Annotated in this window: 17 protein-coding genes and 1 tRNA gene; 12 read left to right on the top strand and 6 right to left on the bottom strand. The window is 68.3% G+C overall.

Annotated elements, in window-relative coordinates; translation table 11 throughout:
• Window positions 1-54: 54 nt before the first annotated feature.
• Window positions 55-816, bottom strand: a complete 762-nt coding sequence (locus J3476_RS04135; protein ID WP_207065270.1) for an SDR family NAD(P)-dependent oxidoreductase — start codon at window positions 814-816, stop codon at window positions 55-57.
• Window positions 813-1,895: a putative zinc-binding metallopeptidase gene (locus J3476_RS04130; protein ID WP_286182587.1), complete on the bottom strand. Its 1,083-nt coding sequence runs from the start codon at window positions 1,893-1,895 to the stop codon at window positions 813-815. The genes J3476_RS04135 and J3476_RS04130 overlap by 4 nt, the downstream gene beginning before the upstream one ends.
• 18 nt (window positions 1,896-1,913) lie before the next feature.
• Between J3476_RS04130 and J3476_RS04125 the strand changes: the two genes are divergently transcribed.
• From J3476_RS04125 to J3476_RS04115, 3 genes are all read left to right on the top strand, one after another.
• On the top strand, window positions 1,914-2,522 hold the full coding sequence (locus tag J3476_RS04125) for a histidine phosphatase family protein (RefSeq protein ID WP_207065268.1): 609 nt from the start codon (window positions 1,914-1,916) through the stop codon (window positions 2,520-2,522).
• A 10-nt stretch (window positions 2,523-2,532) separates the two neighbouring features.
• Entirely contained in the window at window positions 2,533-3,552 is a 1,020-nt protein-coding gene (locus tag J3476_RS04120; protein WP_207065267.1) for a phosphotransferase family protein, read from the top strand.
• Window positions 3,553-3,653: 101 nt separating this feature from the next.
• Window positions 3,654-4,463, top strand: a complete 810-nt coding sequence (locus tag J3476_RS04115) for a transglutaminase family protein (RefSeq protein ID WP_207065266.1) — start codon at window positions 3,654-3,656, stop codon at window positions 4,461-4,463.
• A 5-nt stretch (window positions 4,464-4,468) separates the two neighbouring features.
• Here J3476_RS04115 and J3476_RS04110 read toward each other — a convergent pair whose 3' ends face one another.
• Window positions 4,469-4,846 (bottom strand): lipopolysaccharide assembly protein LapA domain-containing protein, encoded by a 378-nt coding sequence (locus J3476_RS04110; protein WP_207065265.1) that lies wholly within the window; start codon window positions 4,844-4,846, stop codon window positions 4,469-4,471.
• 147 nt (window positions 4,847-4,993) lie between these two features.
• Here J3476_RS04110 and J3476_RS04105 point away from each other — a divergent pair, with 147 nt between their 5' ends.
• Genes J3476_RS04105 through J3476_RS04085 form a run of 5 tightly spaced genes read left to right on the top strand, consistent with a single transcriptional unit; the run spans window position 4,994 to window position 9,088 of the window.
• Window positions 4,994-5,911: an ABC transporter substrate-binding protein gene (locus tag J3476_RS04105; RefSeq protein ID WP_207065321.1), complete on the top strand. Its 918-nt coding sequence runs from the start codon at window positions 4,994-4,996 to the stop codon at window positions 5,909-5,911.
• 16 nt (window positions 5,912-5,927) lie between these two features.
• Window positions 5,928-7,022, top strand: a complete 1,095-nt coding sequence (locus J3476_RS04100) for an ABC transporter ATP-binding protein (RefSeq protein ID WP_286182586.1) — start codon at window positions 5,928-5,930, stop codon at window positions 7,020-7,022.
• A gap of 4 nt (window positions 7,023-7,026) precedes the next feature.
• Window positions 7,027-7,701, top strand: a complete 675-nt coding sequence (locus J3476_RS04095) for an ABC transporter permease (RefSeq protein WP_207065263.1) — start codon at window positions 7,027-7,029, stop codon at window positions 7,699-7,701.
• The gene (locus tag J3476_RS04090) at window positions 7,698-8,492 is read left to right on the top strand and encodes an ABC transporter permease (protein ID WP_207065262.1); all 795 of its coding nucleotides are present in this window, start codon (window positions 7,698-7,700) and stop codon (window positions 8,490-8,492) included. Before J3476_RS04095 ends, J3476_RS04090 begins: the two co-directional genes overlap by 4 nt.
• Complete coding sequence (locus J3476_RS04085; RefSeq protein ID WP_152519097.1) at window positions 8,489-9,088, top strand: putative glycolipid-binding domain-containing protein; 600 nt, start codon at window positions 8,489-8,491, stop codon at window positions 9,086-9,088. The genes J3476_RS04090 and J3476_RS04085 overlap by 4 nt, the downstream gene beginning before the upstream one ends.
• Here the strand turns inward: J3476_RS04085 and J3476_RS04080 are convergent.
• Window positions 9,030-9,995 (bottom strand): prephenate dehydrogenase, encoded by a 966-nt coding sequence (locus J3476_RS04080; RefSeq protein WP_207065320.1) that lies wholly within the window; start codon window positions 9,993-9,995, stop codon window positions 9,030-9,032. The genes J3476_RS04085 and J3476_RS04080 overlap by 59 nt on opposite strands.
• Window positions 9,996-10,090: 95 nt before the next feature.
• Between J3476_RS04080 and J3476_RS04075 the strand changes: the two genes are divergently transcribed.
• The 4 genes from J3476_RS04075 to J3476_RS04060 all read left to right on the top strand — a co-directional run bounded on the left by J3476_RS04075 (window position 10,091) and on the right by J3476_RS04060 (window position 12,440).
• A complete protein-coding gene (locus J3476_RS04075; protein ID WP_152519096.1) occupies window positions 10,091-10,612 on the top strand; it encodes a tRNA adenosine deaminase-associated protein in 522 nt (173 codons plus the stop codon).
• Window positions 10,609-11,058 (top strand): nucleoside deaminase, encoded by a 450-nt coding sequence (locus tag J3476_RS04070; RefSeq protein ID WP_207065261.1) that lies wholly within the window; start codon window positions 10,609-10,611, stop codon window positions 11,056-11,058. Before J3476_RS04075 ends, J3476_RS04070 begins: the two co-directional genes overlap by 4 nt.
• Window positions 11,059-11,242: 184 nt before the next feature.
• A tRNA-Ser gene (locus J3476_RS04065) sits at window positions 11,243-11,333 on the top strand.
• Window positions 11,334-11,423: 90 nt separating this feature from the next.
• A complete protein-coding gene (locus tag J3476_RS04060; RefSeq protein ID WP_207065260.1) occupies window positions 11,424-12,440 on the top strand; it encodes a DNA topoisomerase IB in 1,017 nt (338 codons plus the stop codon).
• Here the strand turns inward: J3476_RS04060 and J3476_RS04055 are convergent, their stop codons facing one another.
• A complete protein-coding gene (locus tag J3476_RS04055; RefSeq protein WP_173012134.1) occupies window positions 12,441-12,605 on the bottom strand; it encodes a hypothetical protein in 165 nt (54 codons plus the stop codon).
• A gap of 73 nt (window positions 12,606-12,678) precedes the next feature.
• Window positions 12,679-13,764: a zinc-dependent dehydrogenase gene (locus J3476_RS04050; RefSeq protein ID WP_207065259.1), complete on the bottom strand. Its 1,086-nt coding sequence runs from the start codon at window positions 13,762-13,764 to the stop codon at window positions 12,679-12,681.
• Window positions 13,765-13,962: the final 198 nt, after the last annotated feature.

Genomic DNA, 13,962 nt, shown 5'->3' with positions numbered 1-13,962 from the left:
GGAGTCACTCCCTGACGAGTCGTGCCGCAGTCACTCCCTGACGAATCAGGCTGGTCAGACGCTTCCCCCGTCGGCGCGCAGAATCGAACCGGTGGTGAAACTCGACGCGTCCGACATGAGAAACACTGCGGCGCCGATGATCTCGGCAGGCTGTCCAGCGCGCTGCAGCGCGCTGTCACCGAACGGGTTGGCGGAATCGCCGAAGTCCCATGCCGCGCTGACGTCGGTGAGGAAGGGACCCGGCATCAGCGTGTTCACCCGCACGGTCGGACCGAGGGCCAGTGCCAGGCCCTCGGTCATCGCATTCAGCCCGGCCTTGGCGGCCGCGTAGGGGATGAACGATGGATGCGGGCGCAGCGAGCCGTGCGTGCTGACGTTGATGATGGAGCCGCCGCCGTCGGCGACCATGTGTTCACCGACCAGCGCCGAAAGTCGGAACGGCCCCTTGAGGTTGAGGTTCGTCACCGCGTCGAACAACTTCTCGGTGACGTCGGACAGCTTGTCGTACAGCGGTGACATGCCGGCGTTGTTGACCAGCACGTCGACGCGCCCGAACTCGGTATAGGCGGCGTCGACGAGGCCGTCCAACTCGTCCCACCGACCCACGTGCACGGCGTACGGGAATGCGCGCCGGCCCGTCGCGGCGGTGATCTCCTCGGCGGTCGCCACGCAGGAGTCGTACTTGCGGCTGGCGATGACGACATCGGCACCGCACCGCGCCGCGGCGAACGCCATTTCCCGCCCCAGCCCCCGGCTGCCGCCGGTGATCAGGACCACCCGGTCGGTCAGGTCGAAAAGCTCAGCGGGGTAGGTCATCCGGCTCTCCACTCCCGGGCTGACGCCCGAACGACCCGGTGGACGAAGTCGAGTTTGGTCACGACCGGCGGCGGGATCGTGAACGGATACAGCGGATTCTTGCCCATCGCGGTGTTCACCCTGTTGAAGAACAGCGAGATCCACGACCAGTCGTCGAGCAGCCGTTCGACGGGGACGTCGTCATAGCATTCCAGCGGTGCCACATCGCGCGGGGCGGCGAACCGCACTCGATCGGCGTGCAGCACCATGCCCGCCTCGCGGGCGGTGTCGATGGTGTCGGTGATGTGCAGGTAGTGCGCGAAGCACTCGGCGAAATCCTCCCAGGGGTGCATCGTGGCGTACTCCGAGATGAACGATTCGGCCCAGCTCGCGGGCGCACCGAAGCGGTAGTGACGGTCGATCGCGGCGGCGTAGCTGGCCTGCTCGTCGCCGAACAGCGCACGGCACTCGGCGAGGTATCTGTCCGCCCCCGAACCGGTTTCGACGAGGATGTGCTGGTAGTAGTGGCCGACCTCGTGCCGGAAATGCCCGAGCATCGTGCGGTACGGCTCGCCCAGTCGCACCCGCAGGGACTCGCGATAGGCGTCGAGCGATTCGACGAGGTCGATGGTGATCACCCCGCCGGCGTGTCCGATCGTCACCCGCTCGCGCTCGCTGTAGCTCGACAGCAGGTCGAACGCCAGCCCGGGCGGTCCGTCCGTGTGCCAGAACGGTTGCACCGGCAGGCCCAGGTCGAGCAGTTGGTAGATCAGCCGGCGTAGCGCCTGGGCGGTGGGCGCCAGTTTCTCCCGCGCGACGGTGTCCGAGGCGTCGGGTTCGCGACGGATCAACGAGTCCGGCAGGCACCGGCCCCGGGCACCGGCGTCGTCGCCGTCCTCGGGAACCAGCCAGTTGCAGCCCAGTGTCAGGCTCTGTGTGCAGCGGATCCAACACCGCTCGTCGATGTCCACACCCTCGTCGCCGAGTTGGAACATCGTCATCGACGGCGGATGCAGGCCGATGGCCGCTGCGCACACCGAGCAGGCGGTCGCCTCGAACGCTGCGAACGACCCGCACACGGGGCAGGCGAAGGCGCGCACGAGTCCTATGGTGTCACGGTGCAACTGCTTCTGGTCCGACATGCGTTACCCCGGCGGAGCGAGCCCGGGCAGGGCTCCGACCCGAGCCTGTCCGACGAAGGTGTGGCGCAGGCGGCGCGGCTGCCCGACGCGCTGGCCCGCTTCCCGATCTCCCGCGTGGTGAGCAGCCCCCAGGTCCGCGCGATCGAGACAGGCCGACCGGTCGCCGACAAACTGGGTCTCTCCATCGAGATCGACGAACGATTCGCCGAGTACGACCGCGACCTGCCGCACTACATTCCCGTCGAGCAGATCGCCAAGGAGAATCCGCAGGAGTTGCAGCGCCTCATCGACGGCCGGCTGCCCAGCGGAGTGGACGAGTCGGAGTTCCTGGGGCGGGTGGGCGCCGCGATCGACGACCTGGTGGCGGAGGCCGAGCACGACGACACGGTCGCGGTGTTCAGCCACGGCGGGGTGATCAATGTGCTGCTGCACCGCATCCTGGGCACCGAGCGGCTGCTGTCGTTTCACGTCGACTACGCCTCGGTGACCCGGTTGCTGTCCTCGCGCACCGGCCGGCTGGCCGTCGCGGCCGTGAACACCACCGAACACGTATGGGACTTATTGCCGCGCAATTCGCGATGGTAGACAGATCAGCGTGACCGACCTCGACGGACTCGACCTCACTGCCCTGGACCGACATCTGCGCGACGCCGGGGTGCCGCGCAGCGGAGAACTGCGTGCCGAGTTCATCTCCGGTGGCCGCTCGAACCTGACGTTCCTCGTCAGCGACGACACGTCGCGCTGGGTGCTGCGGCGGCCGCCGCTGCACGGCCTGACGCCGTCGGCGCACGACATGGCGCGCGAATACCGGGTGGTGGCCGCGCTGGCCGACACCCCGGTGCCGGTCGCGCGGGCGGTGACGATGCGCAACGACGACTCGGTGCTGGGCGCGCCGTTCCAGATGGTCGAATACGTGCCCGGCCGGGTGGTGCGCTATTCCGACCAACTCGCCGAGATCGGTGACACCGCCGCCATCGAAGCATGCGTGGACTCGCTGATCACCGTGCTCGCCGACCTGCACGCGGTGGATCCTGACGCGGTGGGGTTGGGCGACTTCGGTAAACCGGCCGGCTACCTGGAACGACAGGTCCGGCGCTGGGGTTCGCAGTGGGAGCTCGTCAAACGTGCCGACGACGCATGCGACGACGACGTGAAGAAGCTGCACGCCAAGCTGGCCGCCGCGGTCCCGGCCCACAGCCGCGCGGCGATCGTGCACGGTGACTACCGCATCGACAACACGATCCTCGACGACAACGATCCGACCAAGGTGGTCGCCGTCCTCGACTGGGAGATGTCGACCCTGGGCGATCCGCTGTCCGATGCGGCGCTGATGTGCGTGTACCGGCACCCGACGTTCCGTCTGGTGCATTCCGACGCCGCGTGGGCGGCCGACCAGATCCCGACCGCCGACGCCCTGGCCGAGAAGTACGCCACCGCCGCCGGCGGTTCGCTGGACAACTGGGACTTCTACATGGCGCTGGCGTATTTCAAGCTCGCGATCATCGGCGCGGGCATCGCCTACCGGGCCCGCGAGAGCGGTGTCACCGATGACAGCGACAAGGTGGAGCAGGCCGTCGGCCCGCTGGTCGCCGCCGGCCTGGCCCAGCTGAGCTGACGCCGCCGAGTTTCGGCGCAGGTCATTGCGGGGTAGAAAGACGCGTGCCCCAAAAACAACCCTCGGGATTCCTTTCCCGGATCGGAAGGAAACGCCCGGTGATGAAGCGCGATGTCGGTGCGGAGTTGGACGTCCAGATCACCGCGCCGACGACGCTGGAGTTCCAGATCGCGGTCGCGCCGCATCCGGGCGCCGAGGTGACGGAGTCGCTGTCGTTCGAGTTGGACGGCAAGACAATCGATCCCGATGTCCGCGAGATCGCCGGCGAACACGGCAACCGCATCCACATGCTCGACGCCCCGGTCGGAAACCTGAAGGTCAACTACACGGCCACCGTGCTGGGGCAGGCCGACCCCGCCCCGGTCGGCGACCTGGACTATTCGACGTATCTACGGCCCAGTCGTTACGCGGAGGCCGACAAGTTCTTCGGATTCGGCGGCACCGAATTCGGCGACGTCGCCGACTCGGTGTCCGTGCTGGAGAAGATCTCGTCGTGGGTCGGGACCCGGCTGAGCTACGTGCCCGGCTCCAGCGATCCGATCGACGGCGCGGCCGACACGCTGCTGGCGGGCTCCGGGGTGTGCCGAGACTACGCCCATCTGGTCATCGCGCTGCTGCGCTCGGTCAACGTGCCCGCCCGCCTGGTCTCGGTCTATGCGCCGGGCTGTCAGCCCATGGACTTCCACGCCGTCGCCGAGGCGCTGGTGGACGGCCGCTGGCAGGTGGTCGATGCCACGTGCCTGGCGCCGCGTCAGTCGATGGTGCGCATCGCCACAGGCCGCGACGCCGCGGACACCGCGTGGCTGGACAACCACAAAGGCGCCATCACGGTCAACAACATGGCCGTCACCGCCACCGTCGACGGCGAGTTACCGAAGGACTCGGTCGACCAACTGGTGATGATCCGGTGACCGGGTCAGAGACCGGCCTTGAGGTTCTTCTTCGCGGCGCGGCGTAGCTGAAAGATGCGTACCGCGCCGACGGCCACCGTCAACAACCCGCCGGCGACGGCCGCGAACAGGATCGCCACGCCCAGCGGCAAGCTCCAGCTGAGGTTGAGGAAGGCGAACTCGGCGGACTCGGTGTTCTGCGCGATGAAGATCAGCAGCACGATCAGAATCAGGAAGCCGAAGATCAACGAGCCCCACAACGCGGCCGCCCTGGTGAACTTCACGGCGTCCTCGGGTGCCCCGGGCTTCTTGGCTGGCTTCGACGTGTCGGACGACGTGGCCTGCGGAGCAGGGGGCGGCGTGTCGGACGGCGTGTCGGGCGACGCGAACGGATCGCTGGTCATGCTCTCCATCTTCCCCTTTCCGTCTTCCGATGAAACCACTGCGCGGGTCGCGTTAGGGTCACGAAAGGTTCCCAGGAGCCCCACAGCTGGAAGGACGTTCGCGTGAATCGTTCCCGACGACTCGGGCCGGCCGGGCCTCGTTCCGCGCTGAGCGCGGTGTTCGCGCTGGTAGCGCTGTTGGTGGTGGCGTGCGGCAGCGCCAACCCGCTCGGTGGCGGAGAGGTCTCCGGTGACCTGAAATCGATCGTCGTCGGCTCGGCGGACTTCCCCGAGTCCAAGATCATCGGCGAGATCTATGCGCAGGCGCTGGAGGCGAACGGGTTCACCGTGGGCCGCCAGTTCGGCATCGGCAGCCGCGAAACCTACATCCCGGCGGTGCAGGACCACTCCATCGACCTGATCCCCGAGTACACCGGCAACCTTCTGCAGTATTTCGATCCCGACACCGAGGTCACCACCCCCGACGGGGTGCTGCTGGAGTTGTTCCGAAAGCTGCCCGGCGACCTGTCGATCCTCAACCCGTCCCCGGCCGAGGACAAGGACACCGTCGCGGTGACGTCGGAAACCGCGCAACGCTGGAACCTGACGACGATCGGTGACCTCGCCGAGCATTCGGCGGAGGTGAAGTTCGGCGGGCCGTCGGAGTTCATCAACCGCGCCGAGGGCCTGCCCGGGCTGAAGGCCAACTACGGCCTCGACATCCCGCGCAGCAATTTCGTGGCGATCAGCGACGGCGGCGGCCCGGCAACGGTGCGGGCGTTGACCGACGGCACCGTCACCGCCGCCAACATCTTCAGCACTTCCCCGGCCATCGAGGAGAACGACCTGGTGGTGCTCGAGGACCCGAAGAACAACTTCCTCGCCGCCAACGTGATCCCGCTGGTCAGTTCGCAGAAGAAGTCCGACGAACTCAAGACCGTCCTCGACGCGGTGTCGGCCGAGCTGACCACCGAGGACCTGATCCGGCTCAACACCGAAGCCTCCGGCAACTCCGGCATCAACCCGGATGAAGCCGCGGCGAACTGGGTCCGGGAGCACGGGTTCGACCAACCCGTGCAGCCCTGAGCATCGAAAGGTCACCGTGATCGAATTCGCCGGCGTCACCAAGCAGTACCCGGACGGCACCGTCGCCGTCGACAACCTCGACCTGGTCGTTCCCGACGGGACGCTGACCGTGTTCGTCGGCCCGTCAGGATGCGGCAAGACGACGTCGATGCGGATGATCAACCGGATGATCGAACCGACGTCGGGCACGCTGACGGTCGATGGCTCCGACATCTCCACCGTCGATCCGGTCAAGCTGCGCCTCGGCATCGGCTACGTGATCCAGAGCGCGGGCCTGATGCCACACCAGCGGGTCATCGACAACGTCGCCACCGTCCCGGTTCTCAAAGGAGAGTCCCGCCGTAAGGCCCGTAAGGCCGCACTCGGCGTGCTCGAACGGGTCGGGCTGGATCCTGAACTGGCCCAACGATATCCGGCACAACTCTCCGGAGGTCAGCAGCAGCGCGTCGGGGTGGCGAGGGCGCTCGCGGCGGACCCGCCGATCCTGTTGATGGACGAACCTTTCAGCGCTGTCGATCCGGTCGTTCGCGAGGAGCTGCAGACCGAGATCCTGCGTCTGCAAGCCGAACTGCACAAGACCATCGTCTTCGTCACCCACGACATCGACGAGGCCGTGAAGATCGGCGACCGGGTCGCGGTGTTCGGACGCGGCGGCGTCCTCGAACAGTACGACGCCCCCGAGCGCCTACTGTCCAACCCGGCCAACGATTTCGTCGCCGGATTCATCGGTGCCGACCGCGGCTACCGTGGCCTGCAGTTCCGCCACGCCACCGGGCTGCCGATGCACGAACTGCGGGTCGTCGCCGAATCCGGCATCGACGGGCTGGATCTGACGGCCGGGCAGTGGGCCCTGGTCACCAAGCCCGACGGGTCGCCCTACGGGTGGATCGACGCGGCGGGTGTCGAGATGCACCGGGCCGGAGACTCGTTGTACGACAGCACCACCGCGGGCGGGTCACTGTTCAGGCCGGACGACTCGCTGCGCCAGGCGCTCGACGCGGCGCTGTCCTCGCCGTCCGGGTTGGGGGTGGCCGTGGACGGCGGCGGTGAACCCATCGGCGGGGTGCTGGCCACCGACGTGCTCGAGGCGCTGCAGAAGCAGCGGGGGTGAGCCGGTGAACTATCTGCTCGACAACCTCGACGACGCCTGGGAACTCACGGTGATCCACCTGCGCCTGTCGCTGGTGCCCATCGTGCTGGGGCTGCTCATCGCGGTTCCGCTCGGCGCTGCGGTGCAGCGCACCACCGCACTGCGCCGGCTGACCACGGTGACGGCCAGCATCGTCTTCACGATCCCCTCGCTGGCGCTGTTCGTCGTGCTGCCGTTGATCATCCCGACCCGAATCCTCGACGAGGCCAACGTCATCGTCGCGTTGACGCTCTACACCACCGCGCTGCTCGTGCGTGCGGTGCCCGAGGCGTTGGACGCCGTGCCTGCGGCGGTGCGCGACGCCGCCACCGCCGTCGGGTACCGGCCGCTCACGCGCATGCTCAAAATCGAACTGCCCCTGGCGATCCCGGTCCTCATCGCCGGTCTGCGGGTGGTGGCGGTGACCAACATCTCGATGGTCGCGGTCGGTTCCGTCATCGGCATCGGCGGCCTGGGCACCTGGTTCACCGAGGGCTACCAGTCCAACAAGAGCGACCAGATCGTCGCCGGCATCATTGCGATCTTCGTGCTGGCGATCGTCATCGACACCCTGATCATGTTGGCCGGCAAGGCTCTGACGCCCTGGACGCGGGCCGACCGCAGCACCGGAAAGCCCAAGGCGCAGGAGGTGGCGGCGTGAACTTCCTGCAGCAGGCGCTGTCGTTCATCTTCACCGCCGAGAACTGGACGGGCCCGGCCGGGCTGACCGCGCGCATCCTCGAGCACCTGGAGTACACGGTGATCGCGGTGTTCTTCTCGGTGCTCATCGCGGTCCCGGTCGGCATGCTGATCGGGCACACCCGCCGCGGCACGTTCCTGATCGTGACCGGGGTCAACGCGCTGCGCGCCCTGCCCACCCTGGGTGTGCTGCTGCTGGGCGTGCTGCTGTGGGGGCTGGGCCTGGTACCGCCGACCGTCGCGCTGATGTTGCTGGGCATCCCGCCGCTGCTGGCCGGCACTTACGCGGGCATCGCCAACGTCGATCCGGCGGTCGTCGACGCCGCACGGTCGATGGGCATGACCGAGCGCCGGATCCTGTTGCGGGTCGAGACTCCCAACGCCTTGCCGCTGATCCTGGGAGGGTTGCGCACCGCCACGCTTCAGATCGTGGCGACCGCCACCATCGCGGCCTACGCCAGCCTGGGCGGGTTGGGCCGCTACCTGATCGACGGCATCAAGATCCGGGAGTTCTACATCGCCCTGGTGGGCGCGCTGATGGTCACGGCCTTGGCGTTGCTCCTCGACGCGCTGCTGGCCTTCGCGGTGTGGGCGTCGGCACCCGGAACCGGTCGGTTGGGGCGGTGGCGTCGTCTGCCGCAACCGCTGCTCGACGACGAAGTCGCGGTCGAATCACGTCCGCACGTCGGTTCGCAGTCCAGTTCCCGAGCCGCCCGCAAACGTGGGGACGCTTCGCATACGGTAGAGGGATGAGTGAAGAGGCTCGCTCTGAAGCGCATGGTTCATGGCCGGCAGTACTGACGTGGCGTGCCCACGAGGTGCCGCGGATGGAGTCGGTCCGGGTGCAAATGTCCGGCAACCGGATCAAGGCGTACGGCCGCATCGTCGCCGCCGCGACACCGGTGCACCCGGCGTTCAGCGCGTCCTATGACCTCGTCACCGACGAACTCGGCGCGACCAAACGTCTGTCGCTGACCGTCACGATGGCCGAGCGGGAACGCCAGCTCTCCATCGCCCGTGACGAGGAGAGCATGTGGCTGGTGCAGGACCATTCCGGGCAGACCAGCCGGTCGGCGTTCGACGGCGCACTCGACGTCGATCTGATCCTCAGCCCGTTCTTCAACACGCTGCCGCTCCGCCGCACCGGGGTGTACCGCCAGCCCGGCGAGTCGGTGACCGTGCCGGTGGTCTACGTGCGGGTGCCCGAACTGTCGGTCGACGTCGCGACGATCAGCTACAGCAGCGGCTCGGACGGCATCAAGGTGCACTCGCCGGTCGCCGAGACGACTCTCAGCGTGGATGCGGAGGGTTTTCTGCTGGACTATCCCGGGTTGGCAGAGCGGATCTGATCACCCCGCCGGCTCGTCCGGCGGTGGCCAGTTCGGCCCGCCATCCGTCGGCGCCGATCACGACGTCGTCGATGGACGGTCGGCTGAAGGTGTCGTAGCGCAGCCTGGCGGCATGGCCGGCGTCGACGAGATCGGACACCGGGCGGCCGGCGGCGAGATGGTCCCGGGCATCGGTGAGCAGCCGCAACGCCTGCTCGAGCACCGATACCAGTTGGGTGGCGTTGGCCTCGCACATCGCCCGCACCAACTCCGGCGCCGTCGCCGCGACCCGCGTGCCGTCCCGGAACGAGCCGGCGGCCAGGGCGAACGACAGCGGCACCGCGCCGGCCGTGGTCGCCAGGGCCTCGGCGAGCAGATGCGGCAGGTGCGAGATCGTCGCCGCGGCCAGGTCGTGCTCGTCGGACAGGGCCGGTACGACGAACGCGCCGCAGTCCAGTGCCAGCGTCATCGCCTCCGTCCACACCTGCCCGTCGACCTGCTCGTCGACGCTGAGCACCCACGGCGCGTCGACGAACAGACCGGCGTCGGTGGCGTGCCATCCCGAGTGCGCGGTGCCTGCCATCGGATGCCCGCCGACGAAGCGCTCCAGCAGACCGGCGGCACGCACTTCGGCGAGCACGGCTCCCTTGACGCTGGTGACATCCGTCACCGGGCAGTGCGGCGCGCGGTCGCGGACCCGGCGCAGAATCGGCGCCAACGCGGGCATCGGCACCGCCAGCACGATCAGCGCGCCGGTGTCGGCGGCTTTGCCCAGCGCCTCGTCGAGATCCGTGGTGGCGTCGAAACCGTCCGCCCGGGCTGCGTCGGCGCCGTCTATAGACCGGTTGTAGCCGAAGACCTCACGTCCGGCGGCCGTTGCCGCCCGCATCACCGACCCGCCGATGAGCCCGAGTCCGATCACGCACACCGGTGTCTTCGCCACGGGTCAAGGTTGGCACACCCACCTCGGGGCGGTCTGGAACCGCTGGTCAAGGCCCTGTCGGGGGACTACCGTGTGCTGTCATGGGAGCGCAGCGAACGCAGAAGCAACAGCAGTCGGTGGACACGCCCGACGGCTTCGGCGTTGCGGTGGTCCGTGAGGACGGCACCTGGCGCTGCACCGCGCTGCGGGCCGCGGCGTTGACCAGCCTCAAGGACGCGGAGACCGAGCTGTGCCAGTTGCGCAGCGCCGGCGCGGTTTTCGGGCTGCTCGACATCGACGACGAGTTCTTTGTGATCGTGCGGCCCGCGCCGTCGGGAACCCGGCTGCTGCTGTCGGACGCCACCGCGGCCCTGGACTACGACATCGCGGCGGAAGCGCTGGAGATGCTGGACTCCGACATCGACGACGAGGATCTCGACGACGCCGACCCGTTCGAGGAGGGTGACCTCGCGGTGCTGGCCGACCTCGGCTTGCCGGCCGGTGTGTTGGGCGTGATCCTCGACGAGAGCGACCTCTACGCCGACGAGCAGGTGGGCCGGATCGCCCGGGAGATGGGCTTCGCCGACGAGCTCTCGTCGGTGCTGGAACGTCTGGGCAGGTGACCGACGCGGAGCTGATCCGGCTCGCGCTCGACGCGGCGGCCGGAGCCGGACCGCGCGACGTGCCGATCGGGGCGGTGGTCGTCGCCGCCGACGGCACCGAGTTGGCGCGCGCGGCCAACGCCCGCGAGGCCCTCGGCGACCCCACCGCGCACGCCGAGATCCTGGCTTTGCGCGCCGCGGCTGCGGTGCACGGTGACGGCTGGCGGCTGGAGGGCGCGACGTTGGCGGTGACGGTGGAGCCGTGCACGATGTGCGCCGGCGCGCTGGTGATGGCGCGGGTGGCGCGGGTGGTGTTCGGGGCGTGGGAGCCGAAGACCGGTGCGGTCGGGTCGCTGTGGGACGTGGTGCGCGACCGTCGGCTGACCCATCGCCCCGAGGTGCGCGGTGGCGTGCTGGCCGCCGAGTGCGCCGCCCCGCTCGAGCAGTTCTTCGCCGCCCAGCGCTGAACTCCCGCCTCGCTTCGGCCGCGCCCACCTCGTCGAGAGTGAATCCTGTGCGATAAATGCGCCGATCTTTCGCACTGGGCTCACGCTCGGCGCCGACCCCGCGCCGTCGCCGCGAAATGTCGGGCGAAAGCGCCGCGAAGACGCGGTTTGGGTTCACCCGGGGTGCGTCGGTAAGCTACCCAGCGGTGGCGTGTCCGAGCGGCCTAAGGAGCACGCCTCGAAAGCGTGTGACGGGTAACCCCCGTCCGAGGGTTCAAATCCCTCCGCCACCGCCACACTTCCCTGGCCCGGGCCCAGGTGTAAAAGCCCAGTTCAGCGGGTAATCCCGCCGCCATAGCAACGGTTTGAGCACACCTGGAGGCGGCGTGCGCTTGCGGCGCAGCACACTCGACAAGCCCGGCCTGACGCGCAAGCGCCGCGGTAAGGGCTTCGCGTACTACGACAGCGACGGTGAACTGCTCACCGACGAGAAAACCCTGCAACGGGTGAAAGACCTGGTCATCCCGCCGGCGTGGAAGAAGGTGTGGATCAGCCCGCACCCCAACGGCCACATCCAGGCCGTCGGCACCGACGCGGCGGGTCGGCGCCAGTACATCTACCACCAGGCCTGGCAGGAAGAGCGGGCCGAGGAGAAGTTCGACCGCGTGCTGGACCTGTCTTTGCAGCTGCCACAGTGGCGGGCCCGGGTTACCGAGGATCTCGGTGCCAAGGGTCTCGGCCGCGACCGGGTGCTGGCGCTGGCGCTGCACCTGCTCGATCGCGGCTATTTCCGTGCCGGGGGTGAGCAGTACGCCGACGAGAACGAGTCCTACGGGTTGGCGACGCTGCTGTGCGAACACATCACGCTGCACCGCGACTCGGTGATGTTCGACTACCCGGCCAAGAGCGGCGTGCGCCGCACGCTGGAGATCACCGACGACGCGGTGGTGCGAGCGGTGCGCTCGCTGATGCGCCGAGACGGCCGGACGGACCGGTTCCTGGTGTGTCGCAACGGCTCCGGCTGGACCGACATCCGCGCCGACGACCTCAACGCCCGCTTCAAGGAACTGGTGGGGGAGGACTACAGCGTCAAGGACCTCCGCACCTGGCACGGCACCGTGCTCGCCGCCGAAGCCTTCGTCGACGCCGACCCGCCGGTGTCGCCGAAGGTGGTCAAGCGCGTCGAGTCGGCGGTGATGAAAGAGGTGTCCGAAGCGCTGGGCAACACGCCCGCGGTGGCGCGCGGCTCCTACGTCGACCCGCGCGTGGTCCGCGGATACGAACAGGGGCAGACCATCGCCGCGGCGGCCAAGCGGGCCGACCGCGCCCGCAACCCCGGCGACGCGCAGGTCATCCTGGAGAAGGCCACGCGGACGTTGATCCGCAAGGTGGCCAACAGCTGATCACTGGTCGGTGGAGCGGGCCTCAGCGCCGGATTCCTCGGCGTCGAAGTCGTCGTCGCCCGACGCCCGGCCCACGTAGGAGCCGTCCTCGCCGGTGTCCTCCCGCGCCGCGGCGACGTGCGGGTCTTTGTCGACGTCTTCTTCGCTCTTCTCTGGACCGGGCATGGAGTCTCCTCGCTGGCGAACGCTGGCAACCACCGAGCATTACCCGCGGGCAGCGCTGACTAACCGTGATTCATCAGACCCCGGCGCCCACCTCGGCCGGCGCCGGTTCCACCGTGACCTTGATGGCCTCGCCGTTCTTGACGATCTGGAAGGCGTCGAGCACGTCGTCGAGCGGGATGTGGCGGGTGATCAGATCCTTGACCGGCACCTGGCCGGTCGAGATGTACTGCAGCGCACGCTTGTTGTGCTCGGGCGCCGACCCGTTGGCCCCGTGGATGTGCAGCTGGCGGTAGTGCACGACGTTCGAGTCGCAGGTGATGTTCGGGTTGGTCTTGGGCAGCCCGCCGAAGAACGAGATGCGCCCGTTGCGGGCGGCCATCGCGATCGCCTGCTCCTGGGCGATGTTGGCCGCCGTCGCGGTGATGACGATGTCGGCACCCCGGCCGCCGGTCAGCTCCATGACCTTCGCCACCACGTCGACCTCGGCAGCGTTGATGACGCCGTCGGGGTTCACCGCGTCGGCCGACATCTGCAGGCGGGCATCGTTGACGTCGACGAGGTACACCGGTCCGACCTTGTGCACGCCGCGGGCGATGCGGATGTGCATGCAGCCGATCGGGCCGGCACCGAACACCACCACGGTGTCGCCCTCTTCGATGCCGAGCAGTTCCTGGGCGTTGATGGCGCAGGCGAACGGCTCGGCGGCCGAGGCCTCGTCGAAGCCGACGTTGTCGGGGATGCGGTTGAGGCCGTCGACCTTAAGCACCTGCCGGGGCACGATCATGTATTCGGCGAAGCCGCCGTCGTACTGGTAGCCCATCGAGGTCTGGTTCTGGCACACCGCCATCCAGCCCTTGCGGCACTCGTGGCACTCGCCGCAGGGCACCGCGGCGATCACCTGCACCCGGTCGCCCTCCTGCCAGTTGCTGCCGTAGAGGGCGTTGACGTCGGCGCCGACCTCGACGATCTCGCCGGCGATCTCGTGGCCGATGGTCCGCGGCGGGGTCAGGTTCTGATGGCCGTTGTAGAAGATCTTGACGTCGGTGCCGCAGGTCGAACAGTTGCGGACGCGCATTTTCACTTCGTCGGGCGCGCAGGTCGGCTCGGGTACGTCCTCCAGTCGGACGTCTTCGGGGGCGTAGAAGCGCAATGCCTTCATGGGTGGGTCCTCTCGGTGTCGACCGCTGCAACTGGTGTGCTCTACCGCACTCTAACGGTCAACCGGGCACAAAACCACCGATTTCTTTGACCATTCATGACCGAATGCTTGCATTCATGCCCGTTCATGCGGTGTACTGAATGTATGTGATTGGTATCACCAGTCTCGGTCCGGGCCGAACGGCCCACATCGAATCGG

This window comes from Mycobacterium sp. PO1 (assembly GCF_017312405.1).
Classification (GTDB): Bacteria; Actinomycetota; Actinomycetes; order Mycobacteriales; family Mycobacteriaceae; genus Mycobacterium.
Note: the sequence above shows the minus strand (reverse complement) of the source record. Positions and strands in the feature narration are given on the sequence as shown.

Bases quoted from the DNA above. Each gene is read 5' to 3' on its own strand.
- J3476_RS04135 (WP_207065270.1), bottom strand. From the start codon at position 816: ATGACCTACCCCGCTGAGCTTTTCGACCTGACCGACCGGGTGGTCCTG.
- J3476_RS04115 (WP_207065266.1), top strand. From the start codon at position 3,654: ATGAAGCGCGATGTCGGTGCGGAGTTGGACGTCCAGATCACCGCGCCG.
- J3476_RS04110 (WP_207065265.1), bottom strand. From the start codon at position 4,846: ATGACCAGCGATCCGTTCGCGTCGCCCGACACGCCGTCCGACACGCCG.
- J3476_RS04085 (WP_152519097.1), top strand. From the start codon at position 8,489: ATGAGTGAAGAGGCTCGCTCTGAAGCGCATGGTTCATGGCCGGCAGTA.
- J3476_RS04075 (WP_152519096.1), top strand. From the start codon at position 10,091: ATGGGAGCGCAGCGAACGCAGAAGCAACAGCAGTCGGTGGACACGCCC.
- J3476_RS04055 (WP_173012134.1), bottom strand. From the start codon at position 12,605: ATGCCCGGTCCAGAGAAGAGCGAAGAAGACGTCGACAAAGACCCGCAC.
- J3476_RS04050 (WP_207065259.1), bottom strand. From the start codon at position 13,764: ATGAAGGCATTGCGCTTCTACGCCCCCGAAGACGTCCGACTGGAGGAC.